Source organism: Enterobacter sp. Ap-867 (genome assembly GCF_011752855.1).
GTDB lineage: Bacteria > Pseudomonadota > Gammaproteobacteria > Enterobacterales > Enterobacteriaceae > Cedecea.
The window spans coordinates 199,360-217,719 of record NZ_VWWS01000001.1 but is presented as its reverse complement, the minus strand read 5'-3'; the positions used below and the strand labels follow the sequence as shown (position 1 = coordinate 217,719).

Annotated in this window: 16 protein-coding genes; 7 read left to right on the top strand and 9 right to left on the bottom strand. The window is 58.0% G+C overall.

The window, feature by feature from the left end; genetic code table 11:
• Positions 1-245 precede the first annotated feature (245 nt).
• From F3J26_RS01000 to F3J26_RS00985, 4 genes are all read right to left on the bottom strand, one after another.
• On the bottom strand, positions 246-905 hold the full coding sequence (locus F3J26_RS01000; RefSeq protein WP_166990654.1) for an ABC transporter permease subunit: 660 nt from the start codon (positions 903-905) through the stop codon (positions 246-248).
• A complete protein-coding gene (gene sfbB, locus F3J26_RS00995; protein WP_166990651.1) occupies positions 898-1,914 on the bottom strand; it encodes a virulence-associated ABC transporter ATP-binding protein SfbB in 1,017 nt (338 codons plus the stop codon). The genes F3J26_RS01000 and sfbB overlap by 8 nt, the downstream gene beginning before the upstream one ends.
• Positions 1,915-1,969: 55 nt before the next feature.
• Positions 1,970-2,806: a MetQ/NlpA family ABC transporter substrate-binding protein gene (locus F3J26_RS00990; protein WP_166990648.1), complete on the bottom strand. Its 837-nt coding sequence runs from the start codon at positions 2,804-2,806 to the stop codon at positions 1,970-1,972.
• Positions 2,807-3,035: 229 nt separating this feature from the next.
• Positions 3,036-4,514, bottom strand: a complete 1,479-nt coding sequence (locus F3J26_RS00985; RefSeq protein ID WP_166990645.1) for an MFS transporter — start codon at positions 4,512-4,514, stop codon at positions 3,036-3,038.
• 117 nt (positions 4,515-4,631) lie between these two features.
• Between F3J26_RS00985 and F3J26_RS00980 the strand changes: the two genes are divergently transcribed.
• A complete protein-coding gene (locus tag F3J26_RS00980; protein WP_166990642.1) occupies positions 4,632-5,645 on the top strand; it encodes a helix-turn-helix domain-containing protein in 1,014 nt (337 codons plus the stop codon).
• A gap of 66 nt (positions 5,646-5,711) precedes the next feature.
• On the opposite strand, the gene F3J26_RS00975 is transcribed toward F3J26_RS00980, so the two are convergent.
• The 3 genes from F3J26_RS00975 to ybbA all read right to left on the bottom strand — a co-directional run bounded on the left by F3J26_RS00975 (position 5,712) and on the right by ybbA (position 10,181).
• Positions 5,712-6,863: a porin gene (locus tag F3J26_RS00975; protein ID WP_166990639.1), complete on the bottom strand. Its 1,152-nt coding sequence runs from the start codon at positions 6,861-6,863 to the stop codon at positions 5,712-5,714.
• Between the two features lie 220 nt (positions 6,864-7,083).
• Positions 7,084-9,498 (bottom strand): putative ABC transporter permease subunit YbbP, encoded by a 2,415-nt coding sequence (gene ybbP, locus F3J26_RS00970; protein WP_166990636.1) that lies wholly within the window; start codon positions 9,496-9,498, stop codon positions 7,084-7,086.
• The gene (ybbA, locus tag F3J26_RS00965) at positions 9,495-10,181 is read right to left on the bottom strand and encodes a putative ABC transporter ATP-binding protein YbbA (RefSeq protein WP_166990633.1); all 687 of its coding nucleotides are present in this window, start codon (positions 10,179-10,181) and stop codon (positions 9,495-9,497) included. Before ybbA ends, ybbP begins: the two co-directional genes overlap by 4 nt.
• Here ybbA and tesA point away from each other — a divergent pair.
• The 3 genes from tesA to F3J26_RS00950 all read left to right on the top strand — a co-directional run bounded on the left by tesA (position 10,152) and on the right by F3J26_RS00950 (position 12,534).
• The gene (gene tesA / locus F3J26_RS00960; protein WP_166864843.1) at positions 10,152-10,772 is read left to right on the top strand and encodes a multifunctional acyl-CoA thioesterase I/protease I/lysophospholipase L1; all 621 of its coding nucleotides are present in this window, start codon (positions 10,152-10,154) and stop codon (positions 10,770-10,772) included. The two genes, ybbA and tesA, sit on opposite strands and share 30 nt — an antisense overlap.
• 77 nt (positions 10,773-10,849) lie before the next feature.
• Positions 10,850-11,620, top strand: a complete 771-nt coding sequence (locus F3J26_RS00955) for an SDR family oxidoreductase (protein WP_008460234.1) — start codon at positions 10,850-10,852, stop codon at positions 11,618-11,620.
• 59 nt (positions 11,621-11,679) lie between these two features.
• Entirely contained in the window at positions 11,680-12,534 is an 855-nt protein-coding gene (locus tag F3J26_RS00950) for a co-chaperone YbbN (RefSeq protein WP_166990630.1), read from the top strand.
• Between the two features lie 41 nt (positions 12,535-12,575).
• On the opposite strand, the gene cfa is transcribed toward F3J26_RS00950, so the two are convergent.
• Positions 12,576-13,727 carry a cyclopropane fatty acyl phospholipid synthase gene (gene cfa / locus F3J26_RS00945; RefSeq protein WP_166862309.1) on the bottom strand — a complete coding sequence of 384 codons (1,152 nt, stop codon included), beginning with the start codon at positions 13,725-13,727 and terminating at the stop codon, positions 12,576-12,578.
• Between the two features lie 242 nt (positions 13,728-13,969).
• Here cfa and F3J26_RS00940 point away from each other — a divergent pair, with 242 nt between their 5' ends.
• Both F3J26_RS00940 and F3J26_RS00935 read left to right on the top strand, forming a co-directional pair.
• Positions 13,970-14,884: an SPFH domain-containing protein gene (locus tag F3J26_RS00940; RefSeq protein WP_008460237.1), complete on the top strand. Its 915-nt coding sequence runs from the start codon at positions 13,970-13,972 to the stop codon at positions 14,882-14,884.
• Positions 14,881-15,327 carry an NfeD family protein gene (locus F3J26_RS00935; RefSeq protein ID WP_166990627.1) on the top strand — a complete coding sequence of 149 codons (447 nt, stop codon included), beginning with the start codon at positions 14,881-14,883 and terminating at the stop codon, positions 15,325-15,327. Before F3J26_RS00940 ends, F3J26_RS00935 begins: the two co-directional genes overlap by 4 nt.
• Here F3J26_RS00935 and cueR read toward each other — a convergent pair.
• Positions 15,324-15,734 (bottom strand): Cu(I)-responsive transcriptional regulator, encoded by a 411-nt coding sequence (gene cueR, locus F3J26_RS00930; protein WP_008460239.1) that lies wholly within the window; start codon positions 15,732-15,734, stop codon positions 15,324-15,326. The two genes, F3J26_RS00935 and cueR, sit on opposite strands and share 4 nt — an antisense overlap.
• Positions 15,735-15,841: 107 nt before the next feature.
• Here cueR and copA point away from each other — a divergent pair, with 107 nt between their 5' ends.
• A complete protein-coding gene (copA, locus tag F3J26_RS00925) occupies positions 15,842-18,346 on the top strand; it encodes a copper-exporting P-type ATPase CopA (RefSeq protein ID WP_166990625.1) in 2,505 nt (834 codons plus the stop codon).
• The last annotated feature ends 14 nt before the right edge of the window (positions 18,347-18,360 follow it).

Sequence of the window (18,360 nt, the reverse complement as noted above, 5' to 3'; positions counted from 1 at the left end):
GCTTCTTTTTCCGGCTTTGACCGGGTTTATCTTTTGCTCAACGCTCCGATCATACGGGATGGCTGCACAGTCATATAGATTAAAAATCAGGCAGAATGGAAAAATTCGAGGCGGTTCGCAGGAATGATGAAACGCCTTGGGGAATTGCAGTTTGGGGGCTTATCAGGCAGAAAGCCGCCGGGAAATGAACCTCTCCGGCAGCTAAAAATCATATTGGCCGAACGAACGCCCGGCCAGAAAGAAGGTTAATGCCTGTCGCGCTTGTCCGCGCGTTTGGCGAGAAAGTCGCCAAACATTTGCACGATTTGCACCAGCACGATCAGCGCCACAACCGTGACCACCATGACCTGGGTTTCGTAGCGGTAATAGCCGAAGCGGATCGCGAGGTCGCCCACGCCGCCGCCGCCGACAATCCCCGCCATCGCAGAGTAACCGATCAGGCTGACCAGGGTTATGGTTAACCCTCGCAGCAAACCGGCGCTGGCTTCCGGCAGCAGCACGGTACAGATGATGCGCATCGGGCTGGCACCAAAGGCTTCTGCGGCCTCAATAATGCCTTTGTCCACTTCCCGCAGCGCGCCGTCTACCAGGCGGGCATAAAACGCAATTGCCGCCACCGACAGCGGCACGGAAGCCGCAATCGGCCCGATGGTGTTGCCGAGCAGGAACTGCGTCAGCGGCAGCAACAGCACCAGCAGAATGACGAACGGCACCGAGCGCACGATGTTCACCAGTACCGAGCTGATGATGTTCAGCGAACGGTTCTGCCAGAACAGATTGCGGTCGGTCACGAAGATCAAAAAGCCCAGCGGCAGGCCGCCGATGATCGCCAGCAGCGTGGAAATGCCCAGCATCTGGAAGGTTTCGCCAAAGGCAATCGTCAGGTCCGCGACTAAATCATCCATTCAGCACCTCCACACAGGCCGTATGTTTCCGAATATGGTCGATGGCATCCCCCACCGCCGCCGGGTTGCCGGGTGCGGTGATCGCCACCACCAGAATGCCCAGCGCACGGTCGCTGATGTACTCAATTTTGCCGTGCAGAATGTTCACCGCCACGCCGTATTTCACCGCCGCGAAGGAGAGCACCGGCTGTTCGGCCGAGTCGCCGACGAACATGATTTTCAGCAGCGCGCCGCGCATGTTGTCCAGCAGGCGCACCGGCAACGTCAGGTTCAGCGTGTGGGACACCAATTGACGGGTAAATTCATGCTGCGGATGCGCGAAGATGTCGAACACCTCGCCGGATTCCACCACTTCCCCGCCGGACATCACCGCCACGCGGTCGCAAATCGTTTTGATCACGTTCATCTCGTGGGTGATCAGCACGATGGTGATCCCAAGTTGCTGGTTGATCTTCTTCAGCAGCGCCAGAATGGTGGCCGACGTTTCCAGATCCAGCGCGGAAGTCGGTTCGTCACAGAGCAAAACATCCGGGTGGTTAGCGATGGCGCGCGCAATGCCTACGCGCTGTTTCTGCCCGCCGCTCAGCTGCACCGGGTAGCGGTTCGCTTTGTCGGCCAGGCCCACCAGCTCAAGAATTTCGGCCACGCGCGGGCCGATTTTACTGCGCTCCCAGCCTGCGGCTTTGAGGCTGAACGCCACGTTCTGCCTGACCGTCCGGGTGTGCATCAAATTGAAGTGCTGGAAAATCATGCCGATGCGCTGACGCGCTTTGCGCAGCTCGACCCCCTGTAGCGCGGTGATCTCGGTCCCACCGATTTTTACACGGCCCTCACTCGGGCGCTGGAGCACGTTCAGGGTACGTAATAAGGTACTTTTCCCGGCTCCGCTGGTGCCGACAATGCCAAAAATCTCCCCCGCGCCAATGTGCAGCGAAACATCGTTCACCGCACGGCTGGTCTGGCTCCGGCCCGTGGGGAAGTCCACGCAGACCTTTTCAATCTCAATCATGACAACCTCAAATCAGCGACAAAAGGCAGGCATCCCGCCTGCCCGCTTTGCTCTATTACTTTTTATCCGCGGCAACCATCCAGTCCGGTTTCTGGAAGGCGTTGAAAATATTCTGCGGATCGTCGATCGCTTTTTCGTAGGCCGGGGACTGCACGGTCTCCACGATGTCTTTGGCGAACGGTTTATCCGCATCTTCGGCACGCACCGCGATGATGTTTTTGAGGTTCTCGTCCAGGTGTTCCTGTTTCAGCGCGGAAGAGAGTTTTAGCCCGGCGGCAATGGCAAAGTTACCGTTGACCAGCGCGGCGCTGGCGCTGTCCAGCGTGCGCGGCAGCTGTGCGGCTTCCAGCGATTTAAACACCAGGCCTTTCGGGTTGGTGGCGATGTCGCGCTCGGAGGCTTTAGTCGGGTCAATGTTCTCTTTGATGGTGATAAGCTGCATCGACTGCAGGAAGCGCAGCCCACGGGCGAGGTTGGTCGGGTCGTTAGACAGGGTGACAATGTCGCCCTTCTTCAGCTCGTCCAGGCTTTTGACTTTATGGGAATAAATGCCCATCCCGGCGGTTGGCACGGTAATCAGCTTCGCCAGCTTGAGGTTTTTGTCGGCGGTGAATTTGTCGAAGTACAGCGAGTGCTGGAACAGGTTGGCGTCGATGCTGCCGTTGGCCAGCGCCATGTTGGGCTGCACGTAGTCGCTGAACTCGCGCACCACAACTTTATAGCCTTTCTCTTTTAACGACGGGGCGATGGCCTGTTTGACCATGTCGCCGTATGGCCCCGGCGCTACGCCGAAGACGATGGTGTGCGGGTCGCTGTTGGCCTGAGCAAACTGCAGGCCGCTGGCCAGAAGTAAAGCGCCGGTCGCCACGCGCCAGCCGAAATGATTTCCCATGGGTATTCTCCCTTACAGAATGATGTGTGGTGTCCTGAGGCGAGCCTCTTTCACGGGCCGCTTACTAAGTCGTTGATCCAACTTGACAGAATAAGATGGCACATTCCGTTAACAGGGTTAATTGAAAATATTTCATCTTGCTCGCAGGAGAAGGCGCGGCGGGCATGAACAGGGCTTTTGCGAATAACAACCAAGCAAAGCGGAAAACCCGCTTTGTATTGAGATGAGCTTAATCCGCGCAGGATGCCGCCCGTTTGCGCTTAACGTTTGGTTTGACATTGAACAGCAAATAACTCGCCAGCGACAAACAACCCACGCCCACAGCGCCGTAGGTCAGCACGCCAGAAAAACCGTTATTCAGCGCCTGAACAATCATGTCGCTGCTGAGCATGGCTCTGGTGCCGCCGGCTATTTGCTCGGCCAGGGCATACCTTTCGCTCACGCTTTCGATATGACTCTGTAAGCTTTCGGCTATCCCCGCCACCAGCAGGCTCCCCATTAACGCAATATTGATGGCGAGGGTAATTAGGCGCGAACTGATATCAATCCCGGAAGCCATGCCCACGCGGTTAGCGCCCACGGAGCCGGTGGTGGTGTTGGTGACCGGGGTATTGATTAACCCCAGCGCCATGCCCGAGAGTATTGCGCCGGGCAGTAAACTGACGTGATAGATAACGCCCAGCCTCATCAGCACAAATCCCAGGCCGATAGCAAGCAGCCCCAGCGGGATGATGCGTGCGGCCCCAAAGCGCAGCACGAGTTTTTCACCGACCGGCGGCATTAATAGCGTGGGCAAGGTGTAGGCCAGCAGCGCCATGCCGGTCTCCATAATGCTGTAACCCTTCCCAATCTGGTAATAAACCGGCAGATAAATCATCAGCGGCCAGAAGCTGAAATTCATCCCCACAGATCCCATTAGCGCCCCGGAGAAAGGCCTGATCCGAAAGACGGAGAAATCAAACATAGGATGCGGGTGGCGGAGCTCAATAATGACGAACAGCGCCAGGCTGATAAACGTGCCCAGCAAGATGAACTGGGCTTCACGGCTGGTCCAGCCGATGCTCCCGCCCTGGGTGATGAGCCACGTCGCCCCCACCACGCCCACGCTCAACGTCATCAGGCCAGCGACATCCAGCGGTTTCGTGGTATTTTCCCGCGACTCGACGACATTTTTCAGAGTCAGGGCCAGGGTGAGCAGCGCAATAACGCCGTGGATCAGAAATACCCATTGCCAGCTAAACCACGCCTCCAGCACGCCGCCGATGACGGGGCCAAAGCCCAGTCCAAAACCAAACGTGATCCCCCAGGCGGAAAACGCCCGGCTGCGCGCTTTTCCTGCCGGAAACTGAACCGACAGGATGGCAATCAGGCTGGTTAACATCGCCCCGCCGCTCAGTCCCTGCAAAAAGCGCCCCACAATAAGCCATTCGGGCGTCCGGGACAGGCCACAGAGGATCGACGTCAGGCCAAACCCAATAATGCTGATAATAAAAATACGCTTGCGGCCATATTTATCCGCCAGCGTCCCCGTGGCCATCAGCACCGCGGTGCAGGAGAGGGTGTAAGCATTCATGATCCATTGCAGTTCACGGAAATTAGCCTGCATCTGCTTTTCCAGCACCGGCAGGATAACCGGGACGCTGGATATTTCCAGGCCCGACATCAACGCAGCTAAGCAGACCGCCATCAACGCTAAGAGATTTTTCATACTGATTTCCTGCCAAACGTTAAGAAGGTGCCAGCATGAAAGATTCGGGGTGGAGTAGAAATCGACGCTCAGGTCAGATATCGTCAAGATCGTGCCATTTTTAGAGACAGGACAACCATGCCGGGCATCTCCCCAGATCAAGACCGCACTTTTAGACCGAAAAATCGACGGCTGGTTGTGCTGGCCTATCAGTGTCTCTGCACTTTTGAGTTTGGGATTGCCGTCGAAGCTTTTGGCCGCGTGGACGAAGTGCTCGGCCAGCCTCTCTATGACCTGCGCGTCGCGTCGTTAGAGAACGGCGTTTTTGACGCTCAGGGCGGCGTGCGTTTAGTGGTGGATGGCGGGCTGGAGCTGCTGGAAGACGCAGGAACCATTATCATCCCCGGCTGGCGAAATGTTTTTGAACCGGCCCCGGAGCCGCTGATTGCCGCCTTACAACGCGCCCATCAAAACGGTTCCCGCATAGTGTCGATTTGCGCCGGCAGTTTTATTCTCTGCGAAACAGGATTACTGGACGGCAAGCGAGCCACCGCCCACTGGAACAGCACCGAGATCCTCGCGAACAGGTTCCCTGCGGTACAGGTGGAGCAAAGCATGATCTACGTCGATGAGGGCAGCCTGATCACCTCCGCAGGCGGTGCCGCCGGGGTCGATCTCTGCCTGCATCTTATCCGTCGTGATTACGGGATTGAAATCGCCAACCGGACTGCGCAGCGCATGATTACGCCCCCGTTACGGGAAGGCAATCAGGCACAGTGGGTCCAACAGCCCGTTCCTAAACGCAGCACCAAAAGTCTGGCGCCGTTGCTGGACGACTTGCGCCACCATCTCAATGCGCCCCTGGTGATTGAGCAGTTAGCCAGGCAAGCGGGCATGAGCCGCCGCACCTTCATCCGCCGGTTCAAAGATGCCACCGGCACCACGCCGGGCGAGTGGATGCTCAGCCTCCGGCTGGAAAAGGCTTGTGCGCTGCTGGAAAGCGAGAAAATCAGCATTGACCAGGTGGCAGAGCAGTCTGGATTCGGCTCAGCGGAAACACTCCGGCATCACTTCAGGCTGCGTTTCAAAACCACGCCCACAGAGTGGCGCAAAGCCTTCAGGGCCCGAACATGCTTACCCGTTTCTGGATAGATAAAAAATAAGGCAGGAAACGCTGAATGAGGCGGGCAGCAAGGCTGCCACCCGCCAGAGGCACGATTAGAAATCGTAGCGCAGACGAACCAGGTTCATGTCGCCCAGGTTGTCGGTGCTGGAGGTGAAGACGTGCTCGTAGTCCACCTGGAAGCCGTAATCCAGCTTGAAGCTCACGCCCACACCGTTGTCGATGCGCTGGTAGCTGCGACCGGTCACGTACTGCAGACGGTCACCCATGAAGTATGGCTGTACGGATTTCACCGCGTACTGGCCAACCGGGATGGTGTAACCCGCGAAGTACTCGATGCCCCACGCGTCGCCGGAGAAGTAGTTGTTCACGTCTTTCAGCTTGGTGGTCAGGAAGTTCTGGTACCAGCCGCCGCCGAAACTAAACGTCCAGTTGTCCGGTTTCCAGCTCAGCGCCGTACCGTAGATGTTCTGGTTGTAAGACTTGCTGTCGCCGTCGGTCGGGTTACGCATGTCGGCACGGGTGTAGTTCCATGCGGTACCCCAGGTCAGGTCTTTGGTGATGTGGTAATCCACGCCCAGAGAGCCGCCGCCTTTACGCTTGTAGCGCATGCCGTTGGTGGCACGGATGTCGTGATCTTCAAACAGGTAAGAAGCGTACACGTCCGCATCGCCGAAGGTGTTTTTGTACTTCAGCATGTTGCGGGAACGGTAAGAACCGTCGTAGTCGCCGTTCATGCCGTTACCTGGAGCCTGACCGATCATGTCGTAGTCCCAGATATCGGTTTTCGCGCCAACCACATCATAGTAGATGCTGTTTTGCTGGCCGTAGGTCAGCTGACCCCAGGTTTTGCTTTTCAGACCGGTGTACAGCATACGGCGAGTAGTATTGTTCGCGCCTTCTGCATAGTGGTTGTCCCACTCGAAGACCGCCGGAATATTCACGCCCAGCTCGTAATAGCTGATCCAGCTAATATCATCGAACAGATAATAATCAGCCGCGAAGCGGAAACGGGTGCCGCCATCAAAGCCATTACGTTTGTAAGAGCCTTTATCGCCGTCGCCGGACATCATATTAAACTGTGGACGAATACTGCCGCCCACGGTGAAATTGAGGCGGCTGAGCGGGTTACCGGCCTGCGGATCTTGCTTCAGGACAGTGATTTCTGCGTTAGCAGCGAAAGATACCATACCTGCAAGCAGGCCGGCCCCAATCAGTAATGGTAAAGCGCGCAAATTTGCTTTCATGTGGATCCCTAGTAACCATATTTATTATAAGCGGGGGCATATTAACGCTTATTAAGTCCGATTTCTGAGGGATTTTTATTAATTCGTGCGGTTATCCATCAGTCTTTTCTTAATAGATATTAAAAAAACACCAATAAATGCAGAAAATATGTTCTAACGCAATAAATAGCGAAATATAACAAAGTTTATAGCGGTAGCCGGGCATCCCTGCCCGGCCTCCTCAGACGACAAACTGGCGGAACAGCGCCTTCCCTTTCAGCAAACGAACGCCCAGCCAGCCGCCGCAAAGCGACAGCAATACCGCCCCGGTGACCGGCAGTACGATCCACAGACGCAAATCTGGCTCCCACGGGAAGTCGAACACGTGCGTTTGCAGTACGCCCAGCGCCGTTTCCGCGCCGATGGCCGCTACCAGACCGGACACCAGCCCCAGCACGGCAAACTCGCACCACAGCGTGGTTCTGAGCAGCTTTTTACCCGCGCCCAGCGTGCGGTAAACCACCAGCTCCTGATGACGCTGGCGCATACCCACCTGTACCTGAGCCAGCAACAGCAGCAGACCGCAGGCGGTCACCAGCACCACCATCACCTCAAGCGCGCGGCTGACCTGCTCCAGCACCTGGCCGATTTGTTTCAGGATAGCCCCTATATCCAGCAGGCTGACGGTCGGGAATTCGCGGTTAAGCTGGGTCAGCAGGCCGTTATTCCCCTCCCAGCGGAAGCTGGTGAGCCAGCTCTGCGGCTGCCCGTCCAGCGCGCCCGGCGGGAAGATAAAGTAGAAGTTTGGCCGCAGGCTTTCCCAGTCCACTTTGCGCAGGCTAGTCACCTTCGCGGTGAAGTCCTGGGTATCCCCCATAAAGGTCACGCTGTCGCCGAGTTTAATGTTCAGGCGTTTCGCCACGCCGTCGTCCATCGACACTTCCCCGGCCTTCGGCGGCCAGCTTCCCGCCAGGATAGGGTTATGATCCGGCTTCTGGCTCTGCCAGGTCAGATTCAGCTCGCGGTTCAACGCCTCATCCGGGTTGCCCTCGGTGGGCTGGCCGTTAATCGCCGTCATGCGCGCCCGTACAATGGGATAGAACGACTCCGGGATCACCTGATGGTCAGCAAGGAAGGTTTTCACCGGCTGAACCTGCTCCGGCGCAATGTTCACCAGGAAGTAGTTCGGGCTTTCCGGCGGCAGCTGCTGCTGCCATCTGTCCAGCAAATCCCCCCGCAGCACTAACAGCAATGCCAGCAGCATAAACGACAGCGAGAACGCCGCCAGCTGGCTGAGCGTCGCCCACGGCTGGCGCAGCAGGCGGTTAACCGCCAGGCGCAGGGCCAGGTTTTTCAGCGTCAGCTTTTTCAGCAGCTTCAGGACGCCCCAGCCAACGAGGCCGCACAGCGCCGCCAGCACCAGCGTGCCCGCCAGCACCGCCCACAGCAGCGAACTGCCGCCCATTAGCAACGCGAGCAGCACCACCACCACTACGCTGATGACCGGCAAATAAATTTTCAGCGGCCAGACGTTGGCCACGGCGTCACGGCGCAGCACACGCAATGGCTGAGTGGCCAATAGCAGCCGGTACGGGCGCAGCCCCACCAGCACGGAGATTGTGACCATCGCGCCAATAGCCCACACCCACGGCCACAGGCTCGCCGGCGGCAGCGCGGCAGGCAGCACCGGCTTCAATAGTTGCATCAGCGCGGCCTCAAACAGCAAGCCGACGGCGCCTCCGGCAATAGCCGAGAGCACCAGCACCATCAGCCACTGGCCGATAATCAGTTTCCGGAGCGCCGCCCTGCCCGCGCCCAGCGTTTTCAGGATTGCCACCAGGTCGTAGCGGCTGCGGCAGTAATGGCTCATCGCCACGACAATCGCCGCCACGGCCAGCAGCAGCGTCAGCAGTGCAGAAAGCAGCAGGAACTGCTGCGAACGCTCCAGGGATTTGCCCAGCGCGCCTTCGTCCTGCTCCATGCCGATCCAGCGCTGCTCCGGCTTGAGCTTAGGCAGCAGGTAGTTTTCATACTGCAGCAGCTGCTGCGGGTTACCACCAAACTTGTAGCGCCAGCTAATACGGCTGCCGGGCTGCACCGCCCCGGTTTTCTCGACGTCGGCCAGGTTCATCATCAGGCGCGGCGCAATCTGGAACGGGTTAAATCCGGCGTCCGGCTCCTGAATCACCTGCCCGACAATACGCAGCGTGGCGTCGCCCACGTCAATGTTGTCGCCCACTTTCAGGTTAAGCAAAGCCAGCAGGCGCGGGGCAAGCAGTGCGGTGCCTGGCTCAGGCTTCAGGCCCGGCGGGCTGGTTTCAAGTTCCCCGTACATCGGATACACGCCGTCGACCGCTTTCACATCGGCCAGCTGCGGCGTGTCCCCGGCAAAGGTCATGGTGGCGAAGCTCAGCTGTTTGCCGACCTTTAAGCCGTCGCTTTGCGCCTGAGTCAGCCACTCGTCCGGTACGGCGCGGGCGCTGCGCAACGTCCGGTCGCCCGCCATGTATTCGCGGCTTTGCTGGCTGAGCCCTTTTTCCATTCTGTCGCTGATGCTGCCCAGCGCCAGCACGCAGGCCACCGCCAGACTAAGCGCCAGCCAGACAATCAGCAGCGAGGGAGAGCGCCACTCGCGCCAGAACCAGCGGGCTATCATGCTTCCTCCCACAGTTTGCCTTCGCGCAGCCGCAGGCGGCGGTCGCAGCGTGCCGCCAGCTGTTCGTCGTGGGTGACGAGGATCAGCGTGGTGGCGAAATCACGGTTGAGGGAAAACAGCAGGTCGGCAATGCGGTCGCCGGTTTGCCTGTCGAGGTTGCCGGTGGGCTCATCGGCAAACAGCACGCCGGGCTTGCCGTTAAACGCGCGAGCCAGCGCCACGCGCTGCTGCTCCCCGCCAGATAGCTGAGCTGGCAGGTGATCGAGGCGTTTGCCTAAGCCCAGCTGTTCCAGCAGCGCTTTAGCCTGCGCCCGGCTGGCCGAACTGTTTTCGCCGCGCAGCAGCGAAGGAAGTTCCACGTTTTCCAGAGCATTAAGGGTGGGCACCAGCATAAAGGACTGAAACACAAAGCCAACGTTTTTCGCGCGTAGCACCGCCCGGGCCTCTTCATCCATGCTGTGCAGCGGCTGCCCGCAAAGGTGGACTTCGCCGTCCGTGCCGTCATCAAGCCCGGCCAGAATCGCCAACAGCGTGGACTTGCCCGATCCTGACTCGCCAATCAGGGCGATGGTTTCGGCCGGTTTGACAACCAGCTCAACTCCGGTAAGGATGGAAAGCTCGTGTTCACCCTGACCCACGGACTTACTAAGATGATGAACTTCAACAATGTTTTCCGCTGGCATTTGCCCTTCCTGTTTCTGGCTTTGATGACTTTCCGCGCCGCCGCGGCGGACACGCTATTGATTTTAGGCGATAGCCTGAGCGCCGGTTACCGTATGGCGGCCACCAGCGCCTGGCCCGCCCTGCTGGATGCCAAATGGCAGCCGCAGGGTACAAAAGTCGTGAATGCGAGCATCAGCGGCGATACCGCGGCGCAGGGCCTGGCTCGCCTGCCGGCGCTGTTAAAACAGCACCAGCCCCGCTGGGTTTTAGTGGAGCTTGGCGGCAACGACGGCCTGCGTGGGTTCCAGCCTCAGGCGGTAGAAAAAACCCTCAACCAGGTTATCACCGACGTGAAGGCTGCCGGTGCGCAGCCGATGCTGATGCAAATTCGCCTGCCCGCCAACTACGGACGCCGCTATAATGAGGCGTTTAGCGCTATTTATCCGCAGCTTGCCAAAGCGTTTGATATTCCCCTGCTCCCGTTCTTTATGGAGGAGGTATATCTGAAACCGCAATGGATGCAGGATGACGGCATTCACCCTAATCGGGATGCTCAGCCGTTTATCGCCGACTGGATGGCGACGCGGCTGACTCCGTTACTCTCTAAATAACCGGCGCAGCCGCGTCGGATACAACGAGATAGTTAAACACGACTGATAAATAATCGGGGCGCCCTTCGGGTAAAGTTATGCAAAAATCCGTTTTAATTACAGGCTGCTCCAGCGGGATTGGCTTAGCCAGCGCGCAGGAGCTACAGAAGCTTGGCTATAACATTCTCGCCGCCTGCCGCAAACCAGCCGATGTAGAGCGCATGAATCAGCTTGGGTTTACCGGCATTGAGCTCGATCTTGACGATGCGGAAAGCGTCCAACGCGCCGCCGCCGAAGTGATTGCCATCACCGGCAACCGCCTGTACGGACTGTTTAATAACGGTGGCTACGGTGTGTATGGCCCGCTGAACGCCATTTCCCGCGAACAGCTTGAGCAACAATTTTCCACCAACTTCTTCGGCACGCATCAGCTCACCATGCTGCTGCTGCCGGCCATGCAGCCTCATCAGGAAGGCCGCATCGTGATGACCAGCTCGGTGATGGGGCTGATTTCCACGCCGGGTCGTGGGGCCTACGCCGCCAGTAAATATGCACTTGAAGCGTGGTCCGACGCGCTGCGCATGGAGCTTCGCCACAGCGGGATTAAAGTCAGCCTGATTGAGCCGGGGCCGATCCGCACCCGCTTTACCGATAATGTCAATCAAACCCAAAGCGACAAACCGGTAGAGAATCCGGGGATTGCCGCACGGTTTACCCTCGGCCCGGAGGCGGTGGTAGCGAAAGTACGCCATGCTTTTGAAAGCCCAAGGCCGAAGCTGCGCTACCCGGTGACCGTGGTAACTCACGTGATTACCGTGCTCCGCCGCCTGCTGCCAGCGTGCGTAATGGACAAAATTTTACGGAGCTGAGTTGAAGTCCCGGCCTCAGCCCCCATGTAAAAAAACAAATGCTTAACAGAGAATCGCCCATGTCCGCAGAAAACATTATTAACATTACCGAAGCGAACCTGCATCAGACGCTGGAACAGTCCATGGCTAAGCCGGTGCTGTTTTATTTCTGGTCTGCCCGCAGCCAGCATTGCGAGCAGTTAACGCCGATCCTAGACAAGCTCGCGGCCCAATACAGCGGCCAGTTTATTCTCGCTAAAGTTGACTGCGACGCCGAGCAAATGGTGGCTTCGCAGTTTGGCCTGCGCTCCATTCCTACCGTCTATCTGTTCCAGAACGGCCAGCCGGTGGACGGCTTCCAGGGCCCGCAGCCGGAAGAAGCGATTCGCGCCCTGCTCGACAAAGTGCTGCCGCGTGAAGAAGAGCTGAAAGCCCAGCAGGCCGTAGAGCTGATGCAGGAAGGCAAGCACGCCGAAGCCCTGCCGCTGCTGAAAGATGCGTGGCAGCTGTCCGGCCAGAACAGCGAAATTGGCCTGCTGCTGGCGGAAGTGCAGATTGCCCTGAACCGCAGCGAAGACGCAGAAGCGGTGCTGAAAACCGTGCCTCTGCAGGACCAGGACACCCGCTATCAGGCGCTGGTTTCCCAGATTGAACTGCTGAAACAGGCCGCCGACACGCCGGAAATTCAGCAGCTGCAGCAGCAGGTTCAAAACGAGCCGGACAACGCCCAGCTCGCCAGCCAGCTCGCGCTGCAGCTGCATCAGGTTGGCCGGAACGAAGAAGCGCTGGAGCTGCTTTACACTCACCTGAAAAAAGACCTGGGTGCCGCCGACGGCCAGGCACGCAAAATGATGATGGAGATTCTGGCCGCGCTGGGCACCGGCGATGCGCTGGCGTCCAAATACCGCCGTCAGATTTATGCGTTGATGTATTAAGCAGAGAGAACGAAAAAAGGCCGGATATTCCGGCCTTTTGTTTATCGGTAAACGCGGATCCCGCCGTCCACCCCATTAGGGCTCAGCAATACCTGCCAAAGCTGAATATTCCTCGCGCGAAATGCGCCCGCACAGGCGTTCAAATAATAGCTAAACATCCTCTTGAAGCGCTCGTCATAATTACGCGAGATATTAGGCCAGCAGCGGAGGAAATTATCGTACCAGGCCATCAGCGTTCTGTCGTAATCGGCCCCGATATTGTGCCAGTCCTCCATAATAAAATGTTTTTCACTGGCGCTGGCAATGTGGCGCACCGAGGGCAAACAGCCGTTAGGGAAGATGTATTTGTTGATCCACGGATCGACGTTTAAATCCGTTTCATTCGACCCAATGGTATGCAGCAGGAACAGGCCATCAGGTTTTAAATTGCGGGCTGCAACTTCAAAATAGGTATTGTAGTTTTTTGGCCCGACGTGTTCGAACATGCCCACGGAAACAATGCGATCAAATTTGCTGTTGAGGTCTCGATAATCCTGCAGCAGGATCTCGACGTCCAGGCCCCGGCAGCGATCCTGGGCCATTTTTTGCTGTTCCGCCGAAATAGTTACGCCGACGACGGAGACGCCATATTCCTGCGCCGCATACTGCGCCAGTCCGCCCCAGCCGCAGCCGATATCCAGCAGCTTCATGCCCGCTTTGAGCTGCAGTTTTTCGCAGATCATCCGCAGCTTGTTACGCTGCGCCTCTGCCAGATTTTCCGCGTCTTTCCAGTAGCCGCAGGAATATTGCATATACGGATCGAGCATCGCGGCAAAAAGATCGTTGCCAATATCGTAATGTTCTTTGCCGACTATCCAGGCGCGTTTGCGAGACTGCAAATTAAAGACTCTGGCCCCGGCAATACGCAGCAGGTCGGAGAAATGCTTCGGCATTTTGCTGTCCAGACCGTGCCGCAAAATATGGGTAAATAAAATATCCAGCCGGTCGCAGTCCCACCAGCCATCCATATAACTTTCACCCAGGCCGAGAGAACCTTCCTGTAATATTCGCTTGAAGAAGTCTGGATTGTTCACCCGAATATCTGCCGGGCCGTTGCCGTCAATATCAATCGCCATGGGTGAAATTAATTCTTCCACAATTTTCTGCCAGCGGTTGTTATTCGCCTGATGCTGCTCAGCTATTATTGTTCCCATTGCTTCCTCACCGGGATAAGTGTTCTTGCCAAATACCGCCCGCCCGATAGCGCGAGCTGCCGAAGCATTCGATACTACGCCTGCTGACACCATGCGTGAAATGAACTTACTCCATGAAAATCATTCCATTTAGGCATGATAAAAATAAAAACAGCAATTAATTCCTCTCGTGTACAGGGATGTTGCTGAATGTTTCAAATTAAGCAGTTAGACTGAATGCAAAACAAACAGGAGGTTTTTTAATGCTTATCGTGATCCCCGTATTAATTCTCGTGGCGCTGGTGATTGTGGCTGCCGGGGTAAAAATCGTGCCCCAGGGCTTCCAATGGACCGTCGAACGCTTTGGCCGCTACACCAAAACCCTGATGCCAGGCCTGAATCTTGTGGTGCCGTTTATGGATCGCGTAGGCCGCAAAATCAACATGATGGAACAGGTGCTCGACATCCCTTCTCAGGAAGTTATTTCCAAAGACAACGCCAACGTCGCCATTGACGCCGTGTGCTTTATTCAGGTGGTTGACGCCCCGCGCGCCGCCTATGAAGTCAGCAACCTTGAGCTGGCGATCATCAACCTGACGATGACCAACATCCGTACCGTGCTAGGCTCAATGGAGCTGGATGAAATGCTGTCCCAGCGCGACAACATCAACACCCGCCTGCTGCACATCGTCGACGAAGCGACTAACCCGTGGGGCATTAAAATCACCCGTATCGAAATCCGCGACGTTCGCCCGCCGGCTGAGCTGATTGACGCGATGAACGCCCAGATGAAAGCCGAGCGTACCAAGCGCGCCTATATTCTTGAGGCCGAAGGGATCCGCCAGGCAGAGATCGTCAAAGCCGAAGGTGAAAAGCAGTCGAAGATCCTGAAAGCTGAGGGTGAGCGTCAGTCGGCTTTCCTTGAGGCGGAGGCCCGCGAGCGTAGCGCTGAAGCAGAAGCTCGCGCCACGCAAATGGTGTCCGAAGCTATCGCCAAAGGGGATATTCAGGCGGTGAACTACTTCGTGGCCCAGAAATACACCGACGCGCTGCAGCAAATCGGGTCGGCCAATAACAGCAAAGTGGTGCTGATGCCGCTGGATGCCTCCAGCCTGATGGGCTCCATCGCCGGGATCAGCGAACTTATCGCCCAGAGCGGCACCGAGCGTAAAAAATGATCGACAGCATTCTCGCGCACCCACACGTCTTCTGGCTTGCGCTTGGCGGACTGCTGCTGGCGGCGGAGATGCTCGGCGCCAGCGGCTATCTGCTGTGGAGCGGCGTGGCGGCAGTGATCACCGGCCTGCTGGTCTGGCTGCTGCCGCTTGGCTGGGAAACGCAGGGCGTTTGTTTTGCCCTGCTGACGCTGGTCGCCGCCTTTCTCTGGTGGCGCTGGCTGTCCAGCCGCAGGCAGCAAATTCCAGGTGAAGTGCTGAATCAGCGCGGGCAGCAACTGGTTGGCCGCCGTTTCCGCCTGGAAGCGGCACTGGTCAATGGCCGGGGACATGTTCGCGTGGCCGACAGCAGCTGGCCAGTCACCGCCGATGAAGATCTCCCGGCGGGCAGTGAAGTTGTGGTGCTGGCCGTGGAAGGCATAACGCTCAAAATTAAAGCGGTTTAGTTTATCTCGTGGCGATGGCAGCAGCCGGAAAGATTGTCGATGATCGGGCAATCGGCGCTGTCATCGCCCGGGCAGGCTTCCGCCAGCGTGAGCAAATGCTGGCGCATATTCTGCAGCTCAATAATGTGCCGCTCGATATCCGCGACTTTCTGCAAAGTGCGGGCTTTTACGTCCGCGCTGTGCCGGGCCGGATCGTTAAACAGGCTCACCAGCTCTTTGCACTCTTCCAGATTAAACCCAACCTGACGGGCCTGGCGCAGCAGCGTCAGCTCATCGAGATGCTTTTGCGTATAGCTGCGGTAGCCGTTGTCGGCGCGAAACGGCGGCGTGACCAGCCCTTTCTCTTCGTAAAAACGAATCGCCTTGCTGGTTAGCCCGGTTTTTTTCGCCACATCGCTAATATTCATTTTTGCTCCTTGACCTTCCCCTTGATGGAAGGTTTAACCTCTTTCATAGTTAACCGAATCATCCTTTCGGTCAATATTTCACCTCACCATCATACAGGAGTCTCGCGATGTCACACATTGTGGATCTGAATCTGGATGGCCTGACCTGCGGCCATTGTGTTAAACGCGTCAAAGAGAGCCTCGAGCAGCGTGCAGACGTTGAGCAGGCTGAAGTCACCCAAACCCACGCCCGCGTTACCGGCAGCGCCACGCCGGAAGCGTTAGTGGAAACTGTCCAACAAGCGGGATACGGCGCAGAAGTCGCCAGCCACCCAAAGGCTGAACCGCTGGCAGAGTCATCAACTCCGTCGGAAGCACTGACAGCGGTCGCCCCTTCGCTTCCGGCAGCCTCTACCGACGATGACAGCCAGCAGTTGCTGATCGGCGGTATGAGCTGCGCCAGCTGCGTCTCCCGGGTGCAAAATGCCTTACAAAATGTACCGGGCGTCAGCCAGGCACGGGTTAATCTTGCGGAGCGCAGTGCGCTGGTGATGGGCACCGCCTCCGCAGAATCGCTGATCAAAGCCGTGGAAAGTGCCGGCTACGGTGCCGAAGCGATTGAAGACGATCAGAAACGCCGCGAGCGCCAGCAAGAAACGGCGAACGCCGCCATGAAACGCTTCCGCTGGCAGGCGATTGTCGCCCTCGCCGTCGGGATCCCAGTGATGGTCTGGGGCATGATCGGCGACAACATGATGGTTACCGAGAACAACCGCTCCCTGTGGCTGACCATCGGGATTATTACCCTTGCGGTGATGGTCTTTGCCGGTGGTCATTTTTACCGTAGCGCCTGGCGCAGCCTGATGAACCGCTCGGCCACCATGGACACGCTCGTCGCCCTCGGTACCGGCGCGGCCTGGCTCTACTCAATTACCGTAAATATCTGGCCGCAGCACTTCCCGATGGAAGCCCGCCACCTCTACTACGAGGCCAGCGCGATGATCATCGGCCTGATAAATCTCGGCCATATGCTGGAACTGCGCGCCCGTCAGCGCTCTTCTAAAGCACTTGAACGCCTGCTGGACTTAACGCCGCCGACCGCGCGAGTAGTGACGGAAGAAGGCGAGAAAACTTTACCGCTGGCGGAAGTCACCGCCGGAATGACGCTGCGCCTGACCACCGGCGACCGCGTGCCCGTTGACGGGGAAATCACCCAGGGCGAAGCCTGGTTCGACGAAGCGATGCTGACCGGTGAACCGGTGCCGATGCAAAAATCAAACGGCGACGGGATTCACGCCGGGACCGTAGTGCAGGACGGCAGCGTGCTGTTCACCGCCACCGCCACCGGCAGCCACACCACGCTGTCGCGCATTATCCGCATGGTTCGCCAGGCGCAGAGCAGCAAGCCGGAAATCGGCCAGCTTGCCGATAAAATTTCTGCCGTGTTTGTGCCGGTCGTCGTCGCTATCGCGCTGATCAGTGCCGCCATCTGGTACTTCGTCGGCCCTGCACCGCAAATTGTTTACACCCTGGTCATTGCCACCACGGTGCTGATTATCGCCTGCCCTTGCGCCCTGGGCCTTGCCACGCCGATGTCGATTATTTCAGGCGTGGGCCGTGCCGCCGAATTTGGCGTTCTGGTTCGTGATGCAGATGCCCTGCAGCGCGCCAGCACGCTGGATACCGTGGTCTTTGATAAAACGGGCACGCTGACCGAAGGCAAACCGCAGGTGGTCGCCGTGGAAACCCGCGCCGGCGTGGACGAGGTGCAAGCGATACGGCTGGCGGCCGCACTTGAGCAGGGTTCAAGCCACCCGCTTGCTCGCGCCATTATTGAAAAAGCAGGCAGTTCAACGCTGCCGGAAGTGACCTCGTTCCGTACTTTGCGCGGGCTGGGCGTCAGCGGTGAGGTGGACGGGCATAAACTGCTGCTGGGCAATAAAGCATTGCTCGATGAGCAGGGCGTGGACACGCAGCCGCTTGCCGACAGCATTGACGCTCAGGCTCGTCTGGGCGCAACCCCGGTGCTGCTGGCGGCAGACGGCCAGCTCATGGCGCTGTTAGCCATCCGCGATCCGCTTCGTAGCGACAGCATCAGTGCGCTCCAGCGCCTGCACCGTAACGGCTACCGCCTGGTCATGCTCACCGGCGATAACCCGGTGACCGCCAACGCTATCGCCAAAGAAGTCGGCATTGATGAGGTGATTGCGGGCGTGCTGCCGGACGGCAAAGCTGACGCTATCAAGCAGCTGCAGCAGCAGGGCCGCCAGGTGGCGATGGTCGGCGACGGCATTAACGATGCCCCGGCGCTGGCTCAGGCCGAGGTAGGGATTGCGATGGGTGGCGGCAGCGACGTAGCCATTGAAACCGCCGCCATTACGCTGATGCGTCACAGCCTGGTGGGCGTTGCCGATGCGCTGGCTATTTCCAAAGCCACGCTGCGGAACATGAAGCAAAACCTGATGGGGGCGTTCGTTTACAACTCGCTTGGCATTCCGATTGCCGCGGGCGTGCTCTACCCGCTGACCGGCACGCTACTCAATCCGGTGGTTGCCGGTGCCGCGATGGCGCTGTCTTCCATCACCGTGGTGAGCAACGCCAATCGCCTGCTGCGCTTTAAACCGAAAGACTAACCTCTCTGCGGCCT